19 protein-coding genes are annotated in these 16,920 nt (G+C 64.0%); 9 read left to right on the forward strand and 10 right to left on the reverse strand.

The genetic code is table 11. The features are described 5' to 3' along the window. Positions 1–10 precede the first annotated feature (10 nt). Entirely contained in the window at positions 11–232 is a 222-nt protein-coding gene (locus AB8841_RS14595; RefSeq protein WP_370436555.1) for a hypothetical protein, read from the reverse strand. 199 nt (positions 233–431) lie between these two features. After that, entirely contained in the window at positions 432–821 is a 390-nt protein-coding gene (locus tag AB8841_RS14600) for a DUF3775 domain-containing protein (protein ID WP_370436556.1), read from the reverse strand. A 204-nt stretch (positions 822–1,025) separates the two neighbouring features. Between AB8841_RS14600 and AB8841_RS14605 the strand changes: the two genes are divergently transcribed. Beyond that, positions 1,026–1,379 (forward strand): DMT family protein, encoded by a 354-nt coding sequence (locus AB8841_RS14605; RefSeq protein ID WP_370436557.1) that lies wholly within the window; start codon positions 1,026–1,028, stop codon positions 1,377–1,379. A 34-nt stretch (positions 1,380–1,413) separates the two neighbouring features. Further along, the gene (locus tag AB8841_RS14610; protein WP_370436558.1) at positions 1,414–1,734 is read left to right on the forward strand and encodes a YnfA family protein; all 321 of its coding nucleotides are present in this window, start codon (positions 1,414–1,416) and stop codon (positions 1,732–1,734) included. 54 nt (positions 1,735–1,788) lie between these two features. Here AB8841_RS14610 and AB8841_RS14615 read toward each other — a convergent pair whose 3' ends face one another. The 3 genes from AB8841_RS14615 to AB8841_RS14625 all read right to left on the reverse strand — a co-directional run bounded on the left by AB8841_RS14615 (position 1,789) and on the right by AB8841_RS14625 (position 4,420). Continuing rightward, the gene (locus AB8841_RS14615) at positions 1,789–2,928 is read right to left on the reverse strand and encodes a PQQ-dependent sugar dehydrogenase (protein WP_370436559.1); all 1,140 of its coding nucleotides are present in this window, start codon (positions 2,926–2,928) and stop codon (positions 1,789–1,791) included. A 98-nt stretch (positions 2,929–3,026) separates the two neighbouring features. After that, on the reverse strand, positions 3,027–3,212 hold the full coding sequence (locus tag AB8841_RS14620; protein ID WP_370436560.1) for a hypothetical protein: 186 nt from the start codon (positions 3,210–3,212) through the stop codon (positions 3,027–3,029). Positions 3,213–3,439: 227 nt separating this feature from the next. Beyond that, entirely contained in the window at positions 3,440–4,420 is a 981-nt protein-coding gene (locus tag AB8841_RS14625; RefSeq protein ID WP_370436561.1) for a Bug family tripartite tricarboxylate transporter substrate binding protein, read from the reverse strand. Between the two features lie 120 nt (positions 4,421–4,540). Between AB8841_RS14625 and AB8841_RS14630 the strand changes: the two genes are divergently transcribed. From AB8841_RS14630 to AB8841_RS14655, 6 genes are all read left to right on the forward strand, one after another. Continuing rightward, the gene (locus AB8841_RS14630) at positions 4,541–5,743 is read left to right on the forward strand and encodes a pyridoxal phosphate-dependent aminotransferase (protein WP_370436562.1); all 1,203 of its coding nucleotides are present in this window, start codon (positions 4,541–4,543) and stop codon (positions 5,741–5,743) included. Further along, a complete protein-coding gene (locus tag AB8841_RS14635) occupies positions 5,743–6,036 on the forward strand; it encodes a hypothetical protein (RefSeq protein ID WP_370436563.1) in 294 nt (97 codons plus the stop codon). Before AB8841_RS14630 ends, AB8841_RS14635 begins: the two co-directional genes overlap by 1 nt. Before the next feature lie 314 nt (positions 6,037–6,350). After that, a complete protein-coding gene (locus AB8841_RS14640) occupies positions 6,351–6,866 on the forward strand; it encodes a hypothetical protein (protein WP_370436564.1) in 516 nt (171 codons plus the stop codon). A gap of 159 nt (positions 6,867–7,025) precedes the next feature. Then, entirely contained in the window at positions 7,026–7,499 is a 474-nt protein-coding gene (locus tag AB8841_RS14645) for a DUF992 domain-containing protein (RefSeq protein ID WP_370436565.1), read from the forward strand. 279 nt (positions 7,500–7,778) lie between these two features. Beyond that, a complete protein-coding gene (locus AB8841_RS14650) occupies positions 7,779–9,818 on the forward strand; it encodes an elongation factor G (RefSeq protein ID WP_370436566.1) in 2,040 nt (679 codons plus the stop codon). A gap of 128 nt (positions 9,819–9,946) precedes the next feature. After that, entirely contained in the window at positions 9,947–11,671 is a 1,725-nt protein-coding gene (locus tag AB8841_RS14655; protein ID WP_370436567.1) for an AMP-binding protein, read from the forward strand. Between the two features lie 555 nt (positions 11,672–12,226). Here AB8841_RS14655 and AB8841_RS14660 read toward each other — a convergent pair. The 3 genes from AB8841_RS14660 to AB8841_RS14670 form a co-directional block, all read right to left on the reverse strand. After that, positions 12,227–13,117 (reverse strand): LysR family transcriptional regulator, encoded by an 891-nt coding sequence (locus AB8841_RS14660; protein WP_370436568.1) that lies wholly within the window; start codon positions 13,115–13,117, stop codon positions 12,227–12,229. A 114-nt stretch (positions 13,118–13,231) separates the two neighbouring features. Beyond that, positions 13,232–14,194, reverse strand: a complete 963-nt coding sequence (trxB, locus tag AB8841_RS14665) for a thioredoxin-disulfide reductase (protein ID WP_370436569.1) — start codon at positions 14,192–14,194, stop codon at positions 13,232–13,234. Beyond that, on the reverse strand, positions 14,194–15,207 hold the full coding sequence (locus AB8841_RS14670) for a mitochondrial fission ELM1 family protein (protein ID WP_370436570.1): 1,014 nt from the start codon (positions 15,205–15,207) through the stop codon (positions 14,194–14,196). Before AB8841_RS14670 ends, trxB begins: the two co-directional genes overlap by 1 nt. A 173-nt stretch (positions 15,208–15,380) precedes the next feature. On the opposite strand from AB8841_RS14670, the gene AB8841_RS14675 reads away from it, so the two are divergent. Further along, on the forward strand, positions 15,381–15,866 hold the full coding sequence (locus AB8841_RS14675; protein ID WP_370436571.1) for an Lrp/AsnC family transcriptional regulator: 486 nt from the start codon (positions 15,381–15,383) through the stop codon (positions 15,864–15,866). A 16-nt stretch (positions 15,867–15,882) separates the two neighbouring features. On the opposite strand, the gene AB8841_RS14680 is transcribed toward AB8841_RS14675, so the two are convergent. Both AB8841_RS14680 and greA read right to left on the reverse strand, forming a co-directional pair. Further along, complete coding sequence (locus AB8841_RS14680; protein ID WP_370436572.1) at positions 15,883–16,392, reverse strand: twin-arginine translocation signal domain-containing protein; 510 nt, start codon at positions 16,390–16,392, stop codon at positions 15,883–15,885. 35 nt (positions 16,393–16,427) lie between these two features. After that, positions 16,428–16,904 (reverse strand): transcription elongation factor GreA, encoded by a 477-nt coding sequence (gene greA / locus AB8841_RS14685; protein ID WP_370436573.1) that lies wholly within the window; start codon positions 16,902–16,904, stop codon positions 16,428–16,430. Positions 16,905–16,920 lie beyond the last annotated feature (16 nt).

Genomic DNA, 16,920 nt, shown 5'->3' on the forward strand with positions numbered 1-16,920 from the left:
GATAAAAAGGTCAAGCTGAGAAGACCGTCGGGCCTTTCAGATAGGCCTCGACGCGATCGGGCGAGGCCTGCGTGTCGGCCTTGTCGCCGGGCCGGGGCACGGGAGCAAGTGGGCCGAAAACCTTGAAATCCGGCGCAGCCTGAGGGTTGTGACCGGTCGTTCCGTGGGTGTCCTGCAGAGCCTCGTTCCGCAGGTCCACGTCGGAGATTTCTTCCGGATTGCGCGGAGACATGGCGTCCTCCTTCGGCAAGCCACGGGAGAGTTCACCCATTCCATGTCGCAAATAGGGCATCGTCGCAGTGCAGCAAATGCTCCGATCCCGGCCGGCATGGCTTGAGGCGATGTCGCGTCGCAGCCGCCATGCGGACACCCTGCCGGATCGCGGCGCTCTCGTCATTCACATGAGATAGGTTATCGCCCGTGTCCGCATATTACGTACAGCTGCGGCCCATGAGGCTGAGGCCTTCGTCCAGGAGGTCGGCCAGGTTCGGAATGCCGATGAGCCAATCGGCCGTCGAGAGCGAGCTTGCCTCCTCGCGCTCGCGGGCGAGGCGCACCGCGTCTGCCCACTCCTCCGGCTCCATGTCGCCGCGGCCGATATAGACAAGGGCGATCAGATCCGCACGCTCATCGTCGTTGAGCCCGCTGATCACGTCGCGAAGCTCGGTTTCCGTAGCGTCGTCCGGCGAGGAGGTGAGGGCGTCGACGGACCCGTCGTCAATGGGGTTCGACCCGGAGGCGGGATCGGTCTGCCCCTCCTTTACGTCAATGGCCCTGGCCCGGAGAATGAGTTCGCAGACCTTGTCGAGCGCGATATCCATCGAAATCCTCTTGAAGCAGTCTTGACTGAATTCGGTGACAGGAAAACCCATGAGACGGCTTTCGGTTCGGGTGCCGTCAAGCTTTCCGTTGCCGGGCGTTCGCGCGACAACCGCCGTTCGGGCCGCTTGACACCATCCGCGAGAGGAATAGGGCAGAGGACGCAGTCCTCCCGTTTCTCTCCATCTCTCCCGTTCGTGCCCTCCATGAATCCTCCGCTGAATCCTCAGATCGCGCCCATCTTCATGCTGATCGCCTCGAACGTCTTCATGACGTTCGCCTGGTATGGTCACCTGAAGTTCAAAGCATCGCCGCTCTGGATCGCGGTCTTCGCCTCCTGGGGCATCGCCTTCGTCGAATACTGGTTCGCGGTCCCGGCCAATCGCATCGGCTCGGCGGTCTATTCGGCAGCCGAGCTGAAGACGATGCAGGAGGTCATTACACTGATCGTCTTCGCAGGCTTTTCCGTGCTCTACCTGAAGGAGCCCCTGGGTTGGAACCACCTCATCGGCTTCGTGCTGATCGCCTCGGGCGCGGCCTTCATCTTCCAGGGGCGCTGATGGCGAGGACGCGGATGGACGGAGCTCGACGGTCATGACGATCCTCGTCTATGCGGCCGCCGCCCTGGCCGAGATCGCGGGATGTTTCGCCTTCTGGGTGTGGCTGCGCCTTCACGGTTCGCCGTTTTGGCTGCTGCCGGGCGTCGGCTCGTTGGCGCTTTTTGCTTATCTGCTCACCTTCGCCCCGAGCGATGCCGCCGGGCGGGCCTATGCGGCCTATGGCGGCGTCTACATCATCGCGTCGATCCTGTGGCTCTGGATCGTCGAGGGCACGCGGCCCGACCGGTGGGACATGGCGGGCGGCGCGATCTGTCTGGCGGGCGCGGCCCTCATCCTGTTCGGGCCACGGGCCTAGAATATCGGCCCCAAACGCGGATCCACGTTTGGGGCCGATATTCTAGCGGCGGCGCTACGCCGCGGGCTTCATGCGCAGGATCCGCCCCTTCGGCGAATCCGTCAGGAGATAGATCAGGCCGTCGGGACCCTGGCGCACGTCGCGGATCCGCTCGCCGAGGCTCTGCAGCATGCGCTCCTCGCCAGTCACCCGGTCGCCGTCGATTTCCAGGCGCGAGACGAGCTTGCCCGCGAGGGCGCCGACCAGAATGCTGCCACGCCAGGCCGGAAACTTGTCGCCGGTGTAGAAGGTCATGCCGGATGGGGCGATGGACGGGTCCCAGTAAAAGACCGGCTGCTCCATTCCGGGCTTCCTGGTGCCTTCGCCGATCGTCTGGCCGGAATAATGCACGCCGTAGGAGATGACGGGCCAGCCGTAGTTCCTGCCCTTGCGGGGAATGTTGATCTCGTCGCCCCCGCGTGCGCCGTGCTCGGCGGTCCAGAGTTCGCCCGTCGCCGGGTGAAGGGCGGCCGCCTGGACGTTGCGGTGGCCATAGGACCAGATCTCCGGGCGCGCACCCTCGCGGTTGAGGAAGGGGTTGTCGGACGCCGCGCCGCCGGTGGACTTGATGCGGACGATCTTGCCGAGGTGATTGCCGAGGTTCTGGGCCTGGTCGCGCAGGTCGTTCCGTTCGCCCAGGGTCACGAAGAGATTGCCGTCCCGGTCGAAGACCAGGCGCGAGCCGAAATGCTGGGTGCCCTTGTAGGACGGCTCCTGTCGGAAAACGACCTGGACATCCTCCAGGGCCGTCTCATCGTTGCTCAGGCGCCCCCGCGCCACGCTCGTGCCGTTCTGGCCGTCGCCTCGATCCTCGGAAAAACTCAGATAGATCACCCTGTTCTGGGAGAAGTTCGGAGCGAGCACCACATCCAGAAGGCCGCCCTGGCCGCCGGCCGAGACGGCTGGGAGGCCCTCGATCGGCTCGGAGAGTGTCCCGTCGGTATTGACGATGCGCAGCCGTCCGGGCCTCTCGGTGACCAGCATGCGTTCATCGGGCAGGAAGGCGAGGCTCCAGGGATTCTGAAGGTTCCGGGCAAGCGTTTCGACGATCACCTCGACCTTGTCCGTCCGGAGCCGCTGCGTGTCCTGGGCCAGAGCGGCCGGAGCCGCGGCGAGAAACAATGCGCAAGCAAGGGCGAGGCGAAGTTTAGGCATAAAGGCTCTCCGTCAATCCAGGGCGGAAGAGCTAACCTTCTGGCACGGGGCGTCAACCTCACTCCCGTTCACTCGCGTGTTACCTTGGGGAATACGCGTTATCTGGAGGAATAGAGGTGGACAGCGCCCTTGGTCTGGCCGGACAGGGTTTGCGTGGTCGCCAGAACCGAAACGGTCGCAAGTCCCATCAGCATGATCAACGCCAGCGAGCAGCGGGTTTGCTGACGCAGATCCATCCGGTGAGCCCGGGAGGCGACGTGATTTCTTGGTCGGATCGTCTTCATTGGCATTTCCCCATGAAGGACATTGTGGGTTGTAGAAAAAACCCTTTCCTTACAGGAAGGTTCCGCCGTGTTTTGGAGTCTTGCTTTGAGACAACTTGCCAAGTGTCGAAATTAACTATTCGTTAACCAATATTAACGTGCCGTAATGTGGTAGAACCAGACATGTGGCGAGTAAAAACGGCCGGGCTCTCGCCCGGCCGTCTCATGAAAATCACACGGATAAAAGGCTATTCCGCGTTGATGCGGGCTGCCTTGATGATCTCGGCCCAAGTCTGGATCTCCTTGTCCAGATAGGGTTTGAAGGTCTCCGGGTCGCGCACGTTCAAAGTAAAGCCGAGCTTCGTGATGCGCTCCTTCACGTCGGGCTTGTTGAGGATCGCGATGATCGTTCCCGAGAGCTTGTCGAGAATCGGCTTGGGCGTGTTCACGGGCGCGAAGAAGGCGGCCCAGGATTCCGCGTCAGCGTCGGTGATGCCCTGTTCGCGAAGGGTCGGCACGTCGGGCGCGAGAGGATTGCGCTTCGGGCTCGCAAGGCCAATGGCGCGCATCTGGCCGGCTTCGAACTGCGCCAGTACGCTCGGGAGGGTCGAGTTCGAAACGTCGATGCGCCCGGCCATGAGCTCCGTCACGAGGGGGGCAGCGCCGCGGAAGGGGACGTGCGTCATTTTGATGCCCGTGCGGGTCATGAAGAGCTCGGTCGCCAGATGCGAGCCGGAGCCCACGCCCGTGGAGCCGTAATTGAGTTTGCCCGGATCCTTCTTGGCAAGCGCGACCAGCTCGGGAATCGACTTCACCGGCAGGTCGTTCTTCACCACGAAGACGTGCTCGAAGGCGCCTGCCCCCGCGAGGGGAGCGAAGTCCTTCACTGCATCGTAGCCGGGGTCCTTCAGCAGGAACATGTTGTTCCCGTGAGTCTGGTTGTTGCCGAACACGATCGTGTAGCCGTCCGGCTCGGCCCGGGCGACCGCGCGGGTGCCGATGGCGCCGGAGGCGCCCGCCACGTTCTCGACGATCGTGTTCTGCCCGAGGTCCTTGCCCATTTCCTCAGCGACGATGCGGGCGATCACGTCCGTCGGGCCGCCCGCCGGATAGGGCACGATCATCCTGATCACGCGGCTGGGATAAGTGTCCGCGAGGGCGGCCTGGGAGAGCAGGGCGGCTCCTGCGAAAAGGCCGAAGGCCATGCGGCGGGTAAGGGAAGGCATCATGAAAGAGCGGCTCCTGAAAATCCCCGGTTCGGGGCTGTTTTGCTTGCTTGGACAGCTTGGGCGGATTAGGGTCCGCCCCCGTCACGTTCCCTTCCTTAACGCCCCGACCGGAGGTTTCCCATGGGCTTTTTGTCTGACGCCCTCTCGCGCATCAAGCCGTCTGCCACGATCGTCATCACGCAGAAAGCGCGAGACCTCAAAGCCCAGGGGCGGGACGTCATCAGCCTTTCGGTCGGCGAGCCGGATTTCGATACGCCCGACAACATCAAGGAAGCGGCCATCGCGGCCATCCGCCGCGGCGAGACCAAGTACACCCCCGTGCCCGGCATCGTCCCGCTGCGCGAGGCCATCGCCCGCAAGTTCAAGCGCGAGAACGGCCTCGACTACAAGCCCTCGCAGACCATCGTGTCCACCGGCGGCAAGCACGTGATCTACAACGCGCTGCTCGCCACCCTGAACCCGGGCGACGAGGTCATCGTCCCGGCGCCATACTGGGTTTCGTACCCCGAGATGGTGGTGCTCTGCGGCGGCAAGCCCGTCTTCGTGGATTGCACGATGGAGCACAACTTCAAGCTCCAGCCGGAGCCGCTCGAGCGCGCCATCACGCCGAAGACCAAGTGGATCATCCTCAATTCGCCGTCGAACCCGACCGGCGCGGCCTATTCCCGCAACGAGATGAAGGCAATCACCGACGTGCTGATGCGCCATCCGCATGTGTGGGTGCTCACCGACGACATGTACGAGCACCTCACCTACGGCGATTTCGAGTTCGTGACGCCGGCTCAGGTCGAGCCCGGCCTCTATGACCGCACGCTCACCATGAACGGAGTGTCCAAGGCCTATGCCATGACCGGCTGGCGTATCGGCTACGCCGCGGGCCCCGAGCATCTCATCAAGGCCATGGACTTCGTGCAGGGCCAGCAGACCTCCGGCACGAGCGCCATCTCGCAATGGGCCGCCGTCGAGGCGCTCGATGGGCCGCAGGACCACCTGAAGGTCTTCAAGAAGGCCTTCGAGGAGCGCCGCGATCTCGTGGTCTCCATGTTGAACCAGTCGAAGTACCTGAAGTGCCCGATGCCGGAAGGGGCGTTCTACGTCTATCCGTCCTGCGCCGAGGCCATCGGCAAGACCGCGCCGTCGGGCAAGCTGATCGAGACCGACGAGGACTTCGTCTCCGAGCTGCTCGAGGCCGAGGGCGTGGCGGCCGTCCACGGCTCGTCCTTCGGCTTGGGTCCCAACTTCCGCATCTCCTACGCCACGTCCAACGCGGCGCTGGAAGATGCCTGCAACCGTATCCAGCGGTTCTGCGGCTCGCTTCGCTGATGGATCTGCCTCGGACATTCCATCCGGACCCCGAGGCCGAACCCTACCGGGCCGACCCGGCCTCCCCCTATCGCGTGAAGTTCGACGCCCGCGTCGACTTCACCAATGGAGGCTATGTCGAGGCACGGGACTTTCTCCTCGATATCGAGGGGAACGACATCGCGCCCGAGCGCTTGGCCGAGATGATCGTCTCGGCCATGAATCTTCTCCGGGCGGGGCCCGTGACGATCTTCGCCATGAGGGCGGTCCGCCGCGGCGAACACCAGGATTCCGGGCCGGCGTCTCAGTCCTGAGCGAAATTCGCCCGCACGGAACATCCCGTTTCCAGAGCCCATAACGGCGCGATCGCCATAAGAGTGCGGTCCGGATCCTTTTCGCTAGCGCATCGTGCGAAAAAGTGGCCCCGGTTTTTCGCCGGAACGATGCGCTGTTCTATAGTGGGAGCATCGTGCGAAAAAGTGGCCCCGGTTTTTCGCCGGAACGATGCGCTCTCTCCAAGAAGGGAGCATTGGATCCGATCCCAAAAGTGGATTCTACTTTTGGGTCCGATGCTCTAGGCCGGGTCGGGCGCATGCTGGCTCCTCTCCAGTCCAGGGAGGGGTGCGCCATGGGTGCCGATGACCCCAGAGACGATGTCCATGCCATCGAGGCCGTCATCGCCCGTCAGTTCGCGAGCTTGAGCTGGACCTCCGGAGCACGGGCCGATTGGGCGGGATTCGCGGCCGATTTCCTGCCCGGGGCCGCGCTCTATCCGGCAGTGCGCCCCGCCCGGCCGCAGACGATCGAAACGTTCATCGAACGGATGAAGGGCCTTGCGGGCACAAAGCTGCATGCCTTCGAGGAGGCCGTGCTGGGAGCCGAGATCCGGGTCTTCGGGAACGTGGCGGTCGCGGTGGCGGCCTGCGAGATGACCGAGAACGGCGCGGAGATCCATCGCGGTGTCGAAATGATGCTCCTCGTCAAAGATGCCGGGGAGTGGCGGATCGTATCCCAGGCCTGGGACAAGGAAAGCCTGGCGGATCCCATTCCCCAACGATGGCTGCAGCGTCGGACGGCCGGGAGTGGGCCGGATTCGCCACCCTCTGCCGGGGACCGCATCGCGCCGGAACGAGGCTTCCGCTGACCTGTTAATCGCTAGCGCATCGTTCTTGCGAGAAAGTAGACGGGTTTTTGCAAGAACGATGCGCTCTCTCCAAAAAGGGAGCATCGGATTCAATCTCAAAAGTGCAAATCCACTTTTCACGTCCGATGCTCTAGGCTTCACCAAGCTCAGGAGTTCATCATGCTTCGCGCGGCTTTCGTCCTCACGCTCCTTGCCATCGCATCGTCCGCCGGCCTTTCCCACGCGCAGGCGCAATCCCAGACCCGGGCAGGAGTCCTGACCTGCAATGTCTCGGGCAATGTGGGACTCATCCTCACAACCCAGAAATCCACCGCCTGCGTCTTCGATTCCCAGCGCGGTCCCAACGAGCATTATCTCGGCGTGATCCGCCGCTTCGGCCTGGATCTCGGTGCAACGAGCGGCGGGATTTTGACCTGGGCCGTCTTCTCCAGCGGCGACGTGTCGCCCGGATCGCTCGCCGGGACCTATGCGGGGCCTTCGGCCGAGGCAACGGTCGGCGCTGGTCTCGGGGCCAATGTTCTCGTCGGCGGGTCGGGCGCTTCCATTGTCCTGCAGCCGCTCTCGGTCAGCGGCCAGACAGGCCTGAACTTTGCCCTCGGCGTGAGCGATTTCGAGCTGCGTGAGGTGCGCTAGCGCATCGTGCGAAAAGTGGACCCGATCTTTCGCTTTCAACGATGCGCTCATCTCAGAGGAGAGCATCGGATCGATCCAAAAGGGCAAATCCACGTCCCGCGTCCGATGCTCCAGGTCGTCGCTTTCGAGCGAAGCTGGGAGGGCCGGGCGCAAGCTCGGCCGTTCTTCCCGCCTCAAAAAGTCTCTCAAAAAGTCACTTGCCAACTCCTCCCGAGAGGCAGAGCATCCCGTTAACGCGACGGCCAAGAGCGCGCTGACGGGGGCAGGGAGGAGACTACCATGGCACCCAACGGCAGAGGACCCATGGGCCCGCGATGCATCGCCATCGTCGGCCCATTCCAGAGCGGCAAGACCACGCTCCTCGAGGCGATCCTGGAGCGCACCGGCGCAATCTCGCGCGCAGGCCGTGTGACCAATGGCGACAGCGTGGGCGATGCGAGCGCGGAGGCGCGGGCTCACGGCATGAGCATCGAGCCCAATGTGGCCACCGTCGAGTTCCTCGGCGAGACGATGACCTTCATCGATTGCCCCGGCTCTACGGAATTCCTGCACGAAATGCGCAACGTCACCCCCGTCTGCGATGCGGCGGTCGTCGTGTGCGAGTCGGACGAACGCAAGATTCCCGCGCTCGAAATCATCTTGCGGGAGCTTGAGGAGGCGGACATTCCGCGCTTCCTCTTCATCAACAAGATCGACGTGGCGACGCAGCGCGTGCGCGAGACGTTGAGCCTCCTGCAGCAGGCCTCGCGAACGCCGCTGCTTCTGCGCCAGATTCCGCTCTGGAAGGATGGCATTGCCGTCGGGTTCATCGATCTCGCCCTGGAGCGCGCCTTCATCTATCGCGAGCATGCGCCCAGCGAAATCGTCGAGATGCCGGACGGCGAAAACCTGCGCGAGCGCGAAGCGCGCTTCGCCATGCTTGAACGGCTCGCCGATTACGACGACGATCTGATGGAGGATCTGATCTCCGAAATCGAGCCGCCGCGCGACCGCATCTTCGACGACCTTTCCAAGGAACTGCGCGAGCGGCATGTGGTGCCCGTGCTCATTGGATCCGCCGAGCGTGGAAACGGCGTCACACGGCTTCTCAAGGCCCTGCGCCACGAAGTCCCGGCCTTGGGCGAAACCCGCGCCCGTCTCGGGATCCCGGAAGAGGGCGCGCCGCTCGCTCATGTGATGAAAACATTGCATATGGGGCAGGGGGGCAAGCTCTCCGTGGCCCGCGTGATGCGCGGGACGTTCCACGAAGGCGACATGGTGGTGGGCTCGCGCGGAGCGGAAAGCCGCGTCGGCAGCCTGCTGGCGATGGTCGGCGGGGCCACGGCGCGCCGCAGCGAGGCGATCGCCGGCGATGCGGTCGGCTTCGGGCGTCTGGAGGGCATCGCCACGGGCGACAGCTTCGCATCGGGCAAGACCCGCCCCGACACCATCGTCTCGTCGGCGCCGCCCGAGCCCGTGTATGCGGTGGCTCTCAAGGTGCGCGACCGGAAGGACGATGTGCGCCTGTCGAGCGCGCTTGCCAAGATCACGGAGGAAGATCCGTCGCTGGTGGTCGAGAGCCGTCCCGATATGGGGGAGATCCGGCTGCTCGGGCAGGGCGAGATGCATCTGCGTGTCGCAGTGGAGAAGCTCGCTTCGCGCTTCCAGGTCGGGGTCGACATCAGCAAGCCGCGCGTCGCCTATTGCGAGACGATCCGCTTGCCCGCATCGGCCCGCGGGCGCCATCGGAAGCAGACCGGAGGCCATGGCCAGTACGGTGACGTGATGATCGAGATCACGCCGCTGCCGCGCGGCGGCGGCTTCGCCTTCGAGGACAGGATCACAGGCGGTGTCGTGCCGCGCCAGTACATTCCCTCCGTGGAAACCGGGGTTCGCGATGCCCTCAAGAGCGGCCCTCTGGGATTCCCGGTGGTCGACCTTGCGGTGAGTCTCACGGACGGCTCCTATCACACGGTGGATTCCTCGGACGCGGCTTTCCAGGCGGCGGCTCGGATTGCCCTGGCGGAGGCCCTTCCGAAGGGCAAGCCGGTATTGCTGGAGCCCATCCTGTCCGTCGAGATCACCATTCCGACCGAAGCCCTGTCCAAGGCCACGAGTCTCGTGACCGCCCGCCGCGGGCAGATCCTCGGCTATGACGGGCGATCGGGGTGGGCCGGCTGGGAGGTGCTGAACGCCACCATTCCGGAATCGGAAATCGGAGACCTGATCGTCGAACTGCGCTCCGCCACGGCCGGCGTCGGCACCTTCTCGACCCACTTCGACCACATGGCCGAGCTCAGCGGCAAGACGGCCGATATCGTGCTGCAAAAGGTTCACTGAGGCCGCATCGATGGGCGCCGCCGCCCGCGCGGCGCCCATCGACAAACCACTTCTTCCGCACCAATCTAAGCTTTACCGGAGACGTCATCTCCTCGGAAGCGAACTCGCCCGGAGCGGGAGGAAAAAGAATGAACGCCAAGACTCAACCGGCCGCATCTCCGGATTCGGCGGGGCATCCTTCGGACAGGCCCTGGCTCGGATCCTATCCGTCGAACGTGCCTCAGGCCATCGACGATGCGAGCATCGGCACCCTCAACGACATGCTCCTCCAGGCGATCGCGGGCTATCCGAACCGGCCTGCCGCCGAGAGCTTCGGGACGCGCATGACCTATGCGGAGCTCGGTCGAAGCGTCGATGCCGTGGCATCCTGGCTGCAACGGCAGGGTTTGAGAAAGGGAGACCGCGTCGCCATCATGCTGCCGAACGTGATGGCTTATCCGGCGATCCTCTATGGCGTGCTATCGGCGGGCGGCACGGTGGTGAACGTCAACCCGCTCTATACGCCGCGCGAGCTGACCCATCAGCTGCAGGATTCCGGAGCGCGCTTCCTCTTCGTTCTCGAGAATTTCGGCACGACGGTGGAGGAGGCTCTGCCCGCTCTCAAGCTCGATCGCGCGGTCGTCGTGAAGCCGGGCGATCTTCTGGGGGCCAAGGGCACCATCGTCAATCTTGTGTCCCGTTACGTGAAGAAGGCGGTGAAGCCTTTTCGTCTGCCGGGATCAGTGCCGTTCACGACCGTGCTGAGCGAGGGAGCGCGCAGGAAGCCCGACCCCGTCGCCGTCACACGCGACGATATCGCCTTCCTGCAATATACGGGAGGAACGACCGGCATCTCGAAAGGGGCTGTCCTGCTCCACCGCAACGTGGTCGCGAACGTGCTGCAATGCGAGGCGTGGATGCGTCCGTTCTTCGGCGAACGTGATGATCACGTGATGGTCACCGCGCTGCCGCTCTACCACATTTTCGGCCTCACGGTGTGTTCGCTTCTGATGACGAGGATCGGCGGCTGCCAGCTCCTCATCGCCAATCCGCGCGATATCGCCGGTTTCGTGAAAACGCTCCAGAAGAGCAAGATCACGCTCATGTCCGGCGTGAACACGCTCTACAACGCGCTTGCGCATGCGCCGGGGATCGAAAAGGTCGATTTCTCGCAGCTCGTGTTCGCGGTTGCGGGCGGAATGGCTACGCAGGAGACGGTCGCGAAGAAGTGGAAGGCGGTCTCCGGTCAACCTATCGTCGAAGGATACGGGCTGTCGGAGACCTCGCCCGTCGTTTGCGCCAATCGCCTCGATATTGAGGAATTCACCGGCACCATCGGCTATCCGCTTCCCTCGACCGATGTGAGCGTGCGCGCGAGCGACGGGACCGTGCTGCCCTTCGGTGAGCGCGGAGAGCTGTGCGTGAAGGGCCCGCAGGTGATGGCCGGCTACTGGCAGCGGCCCGATGAAACGGCGCGCGTGACGACGCAGGACGGCTATTTCCGCACCGGCGACGTGGCCATGATCCTCCCCGACGGGCAGGTGAAGATCGTGGACCGGATGAAGGACATGATCCTCGTCTCCGGCTTCAACGTCTATCCGAACGAGGTCGAGGATGTGCTGGTCAAGCATCCCGGCGTCATGGAAGCCGCGGTCATCGGATTGCCCGACGAGCAGGCGGGGGAAATCGTCGTCGCTTACGTCGTGCGCAAGGACCAGAGCCTCGGTCCCGACGAGCTGCGTCGCTTCTGCCGGGAGAATCTCACGGGCTACAAGGTGCCGCGCCGGATCGAGTTCCGCGAGGCGCTGCCGAAGACCAATGTCGGCAAGGTGCTGCGCCGCGTCCTGAAGGACGAAGTCGCATCGTCGTCCTGAAAGATGCCGATGGCATAAAAGAAAAAAGCCGGGCCAAAGGCCCGGCATAAGTAGAGGTCCGACAATTCAGTCAAAACCTTCCAGAGGGAACGGCCGACACGGCAGCGCCGGGAGGAAGAAAGCGGTGCCGCGTTGAAATCAGCCGCTGCTCATATCGGCCGCATTCGACTTATTTGCAATGCAACATGCCTCATAAAAGGGCTGCATTGGCTGCATGGCTTAGACGAAAGACTGACGTAAAACTGCCACGCCCCTTCCGCCAAGATGGATTCGGCCGATAGGCGGGGCGTTCGTGAGATGTGAAAAGGGTCCTTCACCGGGTCTGCTTGGCGCTTCTCCGGGACGGAGCATCGTGCGAAAAAGTGGACCCGGTTTTTCGCACAAACGATGCGCTCATCTACGAAGGAAGCATCGGATTCGATCCCAAAAGTGGGTCCACTTTTGGGTCCGATGCTCTAGAGGCGATCCACTGCCGGAATACGGGCAACCGGTCTCTTCCGGACGATGCGCTCCTCATGAGTGAAGAGCATCTTTCCCGCTTTTGCGTTCGATACTCTAATACGTCCAGCGCTGGGCCTTGGAGATCAGGAAGTCGCGGAAGGCCTGGACGCGCGCAACGGAGCGCATTTCCTCCGCATAGACCAGATAGCTGTCGAGCGACGGCATCTCGATGTCGCGCAGGACCTGGACCAGGCCCGGATTCCCCACCACCGCATAATCCGGCAGCACGGCGATGCCCGCCCCGGTTTCAACGGCGAGCTTCAGGGCCGTGATGTTGTTCACTTCGTAGTGATAATGGCGCGGCTCGCGCCCCTCGCGTCCGGCTGTCGCGAGCCAATGGACCGCCAGCAGATAGGAGGGCTGGTCGCCCCCGAAGGAGACGATGCGATGCTCGTCGAGATCCTCCAGGGTCTTCGGCTCGCCGAAGCGCTTGATGTAGTCGGCCGACGCATAGACGTGGAAATGGATCGTGAAGAGGCGCCGCTGGATCAGATCCGGCTGGGCCGGACGCCGCAGGCGGATGGCCACGTCCGCCTCGCGCATGGCGAGATCGAGCTCTTCGTTGGAGAGGATCAGCTCTACCCGGACGTCCGGATAGAGGTCCAGGAACTCCGCGATGCGCTGCGCGAGCCAGATGGAGCCGAGCCCGACGGTAGTCGTGACCTTCAGCTCGCCGGAAGGCCGCTCGCTCGTCTCGACGAGGCGGGCCTTGGTGGTTTCCAGGCGCATGCGCATGTCCCGGGCCGCCCGAAACAGGAGGTCGCCCTGCTCGGTCAGGATCAGGCCTCTGGCATGGCGGTGGAAAAGGGGGGCTTTCAGTTCGCGCTCCAGGGCGCTGATCTGCCGGCTCACCGCGGATTGGCTCAATCCCAGATCGTCACCGGCACGGGTGAAGCTTCCCGCTTCTGCGACGGTATAGAAAATCCGGATTTTATCCCAATCCACAGCATTCCCCTGAATACCCTGCATTCCTCTGACGCAGGGCTCCCTATCTCTTCCGAGCCGGAGGCAGGATGCAATAGGAATCCTACCCAAGGGTCAACCAGTTGTTAATAAATCCTATTCCGCGGCTTCCTGGGTCGCCTCCAGGGCGGCCAGATAGCGTTCCGCGTCCAGGGCAGCCATGCAGCCCATACCTGCCGACGTGACGGCCTGGCGGTACACGTCGTCCGTGACGTCGCCGGCCGCGAAGACGCCCGGGACATTGGTGCCGGTCGTGCCCGGCCTCACCTGGAGGTACCCGCCCGGCTTCATGTCGAGCTGGCCGACGAACAGCTCCGTGGAGGGCTTGTGCCCGATGGCGATGAACACGCCGTCGGTCCTGAAGTCCGAGATCTCGCCCGACGCCAGGTTCTTCAGCTTCACATGGGTCACCGAGTTCGGGTTCTCCGTTCCGCAGATCTCCTCGACGGCGCTGTTCCAGAGGACCTCGATCTTCGGGTGCTTGAACAGGCGGTCCTGCAGGATGCGCTCCGCGCGCAGGGAGTCGCGCCGGTGAACCAGGGTGACCTTCGAGGCCAGGTGGGCGAGATAGAGCGCCTCCTCGACGGCCGTGTTGCCGCCTCCCACCACCACGACTTCCTTGTTGCGGTAGAAGAATCCGTCGCAGGTGGCGCAGGCGGAGACGCCGAAGCCCTGGAACAGGCCCTCGGACGGCAGGCCCAGCCATTTGGCCTGAGCGCCGGTCGCGACGATCAGGGCATCGCAGGTATAGGTTTCTCCGGAATCGCCCTCCAGCCGGAAGGGGCGCTGCTTCAGGTCGACCTTGGTGATGTGGTCCGAGATCATCTTCGTGCCCACGTGCTCGGCCTGGAGGCGCATCTGCTCCATTAGCCAGGGGCCCTGGATCACCTCGGCGAAGCCCGGATAATTCTCGACGTCGGTGGTGATCATGAGCTGCCCGCCAGGCTGGAAGCCCGAGATCATGACGGGCTCGAGCAGCGCGCGCGCCGCATAGATCGCTGCCGTGTAGCCTGCAGGCCCCGAGCCGATGATGATGAGCTTGGCGTGAGAATGGGCCATCAGGAAATCTCCAGCGAAAACGCAATGTCCGGCAGACCGAGAGAGCGGCGGTGAAGGCTGAAGCCCCGGACAACGGCAGCAGCAATCTTGAGGGTTGAATTTAGGGGTTCGTAGGGTCGTCCTACAAGACGACCGTCGAACGGATGCACAATTCCATGGGCTTTTAGGCTCTCCATGTAAACAGCGAGTTTCGGATGCCCGCCCGAGGGCTCGAAGACCAGGATCGGCTGTCCCGATGCTGCGGCCTCTCCGATCATGTTCGAGGAATCGGCCGTCGCCACGATGAAATCCGCAAGCCCGAGCAGGGCCACGTAGGGATTCTCGCCCGAACCGTCCCAGAAGAAGGCGCCGTGCCGGCCGGAAAGGTCCGTCAGCGCCTCGCGGAGGGGGCGGGGGGTGCGGCGGGAGGCCGTCATCATCAGGCCTGCCCCCGATTCCGCAAGGACGGTCAGGCGTTCGACGAACAGGGCGATGTCGCGCTCCATGAAGCGATGGTGCCGGCTGTCGCCGCCGACCAGGACCGCAACCCGGGGATGGGGCAGGGCGGCGAGCCGCGGGTCGGGATGCGTGCGGGCAGCCTCGATCCTCCGGGCCGAAACCCGATGCGGCGGGGTGAGCGTGGTCAGAACGTTGGGCCCGCGCAGCCGGTCGTAATCCGGCATCCAGATGAAGTCGGCCGTTTCCGGGCCGGTGCGGGGATCCTTCAGGAACACCGTATAGGTCCGCCCGCCCGAGGCGCGCTTGACGAACCGCAGATAGGGCACGGCCCTGCGCCCTGACGCGATGAGAATATCCGGGTAGGGCCCGGCGGTCGGACTGCCCGGTGCGCCCGGCCGTTCCCGGGGATCGATGGGTCCCCAGGGCATCGCCCAGGTGAAGGGCGCGCCGGGCCGGACCCGGCGAATCTCCGGCTCAAGCCCCAGCGCCTCGGCCACGCTCAGGGCCTGAAGCTCGTCTCCGGCCTTGCCATCGCTCAGAACCCAGGAGATAAGGCTTGAAGTGCCGCGCAACATTCGATCAATGAGCCTGTGGAGTTCATCCGGTTCGTTGCGACTTAATCGCCCGTCCCGCTTGTGCGGACCGTTTACACGGTCTACTCAGCCAAGACGAGTTTTTTGCTTGAACGATGCATGATCCGGGGCGGAAGGCGTCTTCCAGGCCCAGGCTGCGACCAATTGGAGTGATCGTGCGCGGACGCCTCGATTCGATTGACTGGGCCATTCTGAAGGAACTGCAAGCCGACGGCAGCATCACCAATGTGGAGCTGGCCCGCCGTGTCGGCCTGTCCGCTCCTCCCTGCCTCCGCAGGGTGCGCGCTCTCGAGAACGCCGGCATCATCAAGGCTTACCGCGCCATCCTCGACCCCAAGGGCCTGGGCTTCGAAATCGTGTGCTTCGCCATGGTGCAGCTCGATATCCAGGGCAAGAAGGAGCTGCAGGAGTTCGAGCAGCGGGTGAAGGAATGGTCCATGGTCCGCGAATGCTGGACCCTCTCGGGCGACATCGATTTCATCCTGAAATGCGTGGCCCCGAACCTGGGCGCCTTCCAGGGGCTCGTCTCCGAACTGACCTCCTTGCCGAACGTCCGCAACGTCCGCACCGCGCTCACCCTCGACCTGATCAAGGACGAACCGCTCGTTCCGATCGAGGACCTGGCGGAAGTCGCGGAATAAGGCTGTCGCGCCGCGATCAGAGCCTGCGGCGCAGCCACTGCACGTAGAATTGGGCCAGGGCGACCGCGCGGCCCGGCTCGTCCGGGTCGGTGCTTCTCCTCGCGACGTCGAGCACACCATGCTGCGGGTGACGAGCCAGAATCTCGCCCCTTGGGCCGATCGCCAGAGCTTCCCCATCCATGCCGTCATGGCTTCCGCCACCGCCGCCGTCACGGCCCCGCAGGCTTGAGCCCGCATCCGGGAAGGGCGTCAGGAAGACGTCCGTGATGACGAGGACGAAGCGTGGGCCGCGTGGGTTCATCCGGTCCGCGAAGGAGCGGCGCAGCTCGTCAAGCGCCGCCTGTGCGACGAGATCGGCGAAGGGGCCCAGGCCCTTGGCCTTCAGGGGGGCGACATCGACGGAAAACGAAGAGAACGCCTCAGGGAAGGCTTGCGCCTGAGCCGGGCCGCGCGCCAAAAGACCCGCGCCGGCGAGGCCGGCACAGGTGAGTTTCTTGAGAAATGACCGGCGGGATGAAGGGAGCATGGCTTGGTGTCTCACTCTCGGCCCCCCTCATCGGATCAGACGCTGAACCGAACGCCGACGACTTCGTAGGATTTGCCGCCTCCGGGAGTCGACACTTCCACCGTGTCGCCGATGGTCTTGCCCATCAGGGCGCGGGCGATCGGGGAGGCCACCGAGACGCGGCCGGAGCGGACGTCGGCCTCGGGCTCGCCCACGATCTGGTACGTCTTCTCTTCCTCGGTGTCTTCATCCACCAGCTTCACGGTCGCACCGAACTTGATCCGTTCGCCCGAGAGCTTGGAGATATCGATGACTTCCGCACGGGCAATCAGGCTCTCCAGCTCCAGGATGCGGCCCTCGTTGAGGGATTGGGCTTCCTTGGCGGCATGGTACTCGGCATTTTCCGACAAGTCACCGAGCGCGCGCGCTTCCGCAATCGCCTGGATGATGCGGGGGCGCTCGACCTGTTGCCGCTGCCGGAGTTCTTCCTCCAGCGCCGCGAAACCCTTGATCGTCAGAGGGACCTTGTCCATCGTTTGTCTCGTCCAA

Source organism: Microvirga sp. TS319, assembly GCF_041276405.1.
Taxonomy (GTDB): domain Bacteria; phylum Pseudomonadota; class Alphaproteobacteria; order Rhizobiales; family Beijerinckiaceae; genus Microvirga.

Bases quoted from the DNA above. Each gene is read 5' to 3' on its own strand.
- AB8841_RS14610 (WP_370436558.1), top strand. From the start codon at position 1,414: ATGACGATCCTCGTCTATGCGGCCGCCGCCCTGGCCGAGATCGCGGGA.
- AB8841_RS14670 (WP_370436570.1), bottom strand. From the start codon at position 15,207: ATGTTGCGCGGCACTTCAAGCCTTATCTCCTGGGTTCTGAGCGATGGC.
- AB8841_RS14635 (WP_370436563.1), top strand. From the start codon at position 5,743: ATGGATCTGCCTCGGACATTCCATCCGGACCCCGAGGCCGAACCCTAC.
- AB8841_RS14600 (WP_370436556.1), bottom strand. From the start codon at position 821: ATGGATATCGCGCTCGACAAGGTCTGCGAACTCATTCTCCGGGCCAGG.
- AB8841_RS14655 (WP_370436567.1), top strand. From the start codon at position 9,947: ATGAACGCCAAGACTCAACCGGCCGCATCTCCGGATTCGGCGGGGCAT.
- AB8841_RS14650 (WP_370436566.1), top strand. From the start codon at position 7,779: ATGGCACCCAACGGCAGAGGACCCATGGGCCCGCGATGCATCGCCATC.
- trxB (WP_370436569.1), bottom strand. From the start codon at position 14,194: ATGGCCCATTCTCACGCCAAGCTCATCATCATCGGCTCGGGGCCTGCA.
- AB8841_RS14605 (WP_370436557.1), top strand. From the start codon at position 1,026: ATGAATCCTCCGCTGAATCCTCAGATCGCGCCCATCTTCATGCTGATC.
- AB8841_RS14645 (WP_370436565.1), top strand. From the start codon at position 7,026: ATGCTTCGCGCGGCTTTCGTCCTCACGCTCCTTGCCATCGCATCGTCC.
- greA (WP_370436573.1), bottom strand. From the start codon at position 16,904: ATGGACAAGGTCCCTCTGACGATCAAGGGTTTCGCGGCGCTGGAGGAA.
- AB8841_RS14620 (WP_370436560.1), bottom strand. From the start codon at position 3,212: ATGAAGACGATCCGACCAAGAAATCACGTCGCCTCCCGGGCTCACCGG.
- AB8841_RS14630 (WP_370436562.1), top strand. From the start codon at position 4,541: ATGGGCTTTTTGTCTGACGCCCTCTCGCGCATCAAGCCGTCTGCCACG.
- AB8841_RS14680 (WP_370436572.1), bottom strand. From the start codon at position 16,392: ATGCTCCCTTCATCCCGCCGGTCATTTCTCAAGAAACTCACCTGTGCC.
- AB8841_RS14615 (WP_370436559.1), bottom strand. From the start codon at position 2,928: ATGCCTAAACTTCGCCTCGCCCTTGCTTGCGCATTGTTTCTCGCCGCG.
- AB8841_RS14640 (WP_370436564.1), top strand. From the start codon at position 6,351: ATGGGTGCCGATGACCCCAGAGACGATGTCCATGCCATCGAGGCCGTC.
- AB8841_RS14625 (WP_370436561.1), bottom strand. From the start codon at position 4,420: ATGATGCCTTCCCTTACCCGCCGCATGGCCTTCGGCCTTTTCGCAGGA.
- AB8841_RS14595 (WP_370436555.1), bottom strand. From the start codon at position 232: ATGTCTCCGCGCAATCCGGAAGAAATCTCCGACGTGGACCTGCGGAAC.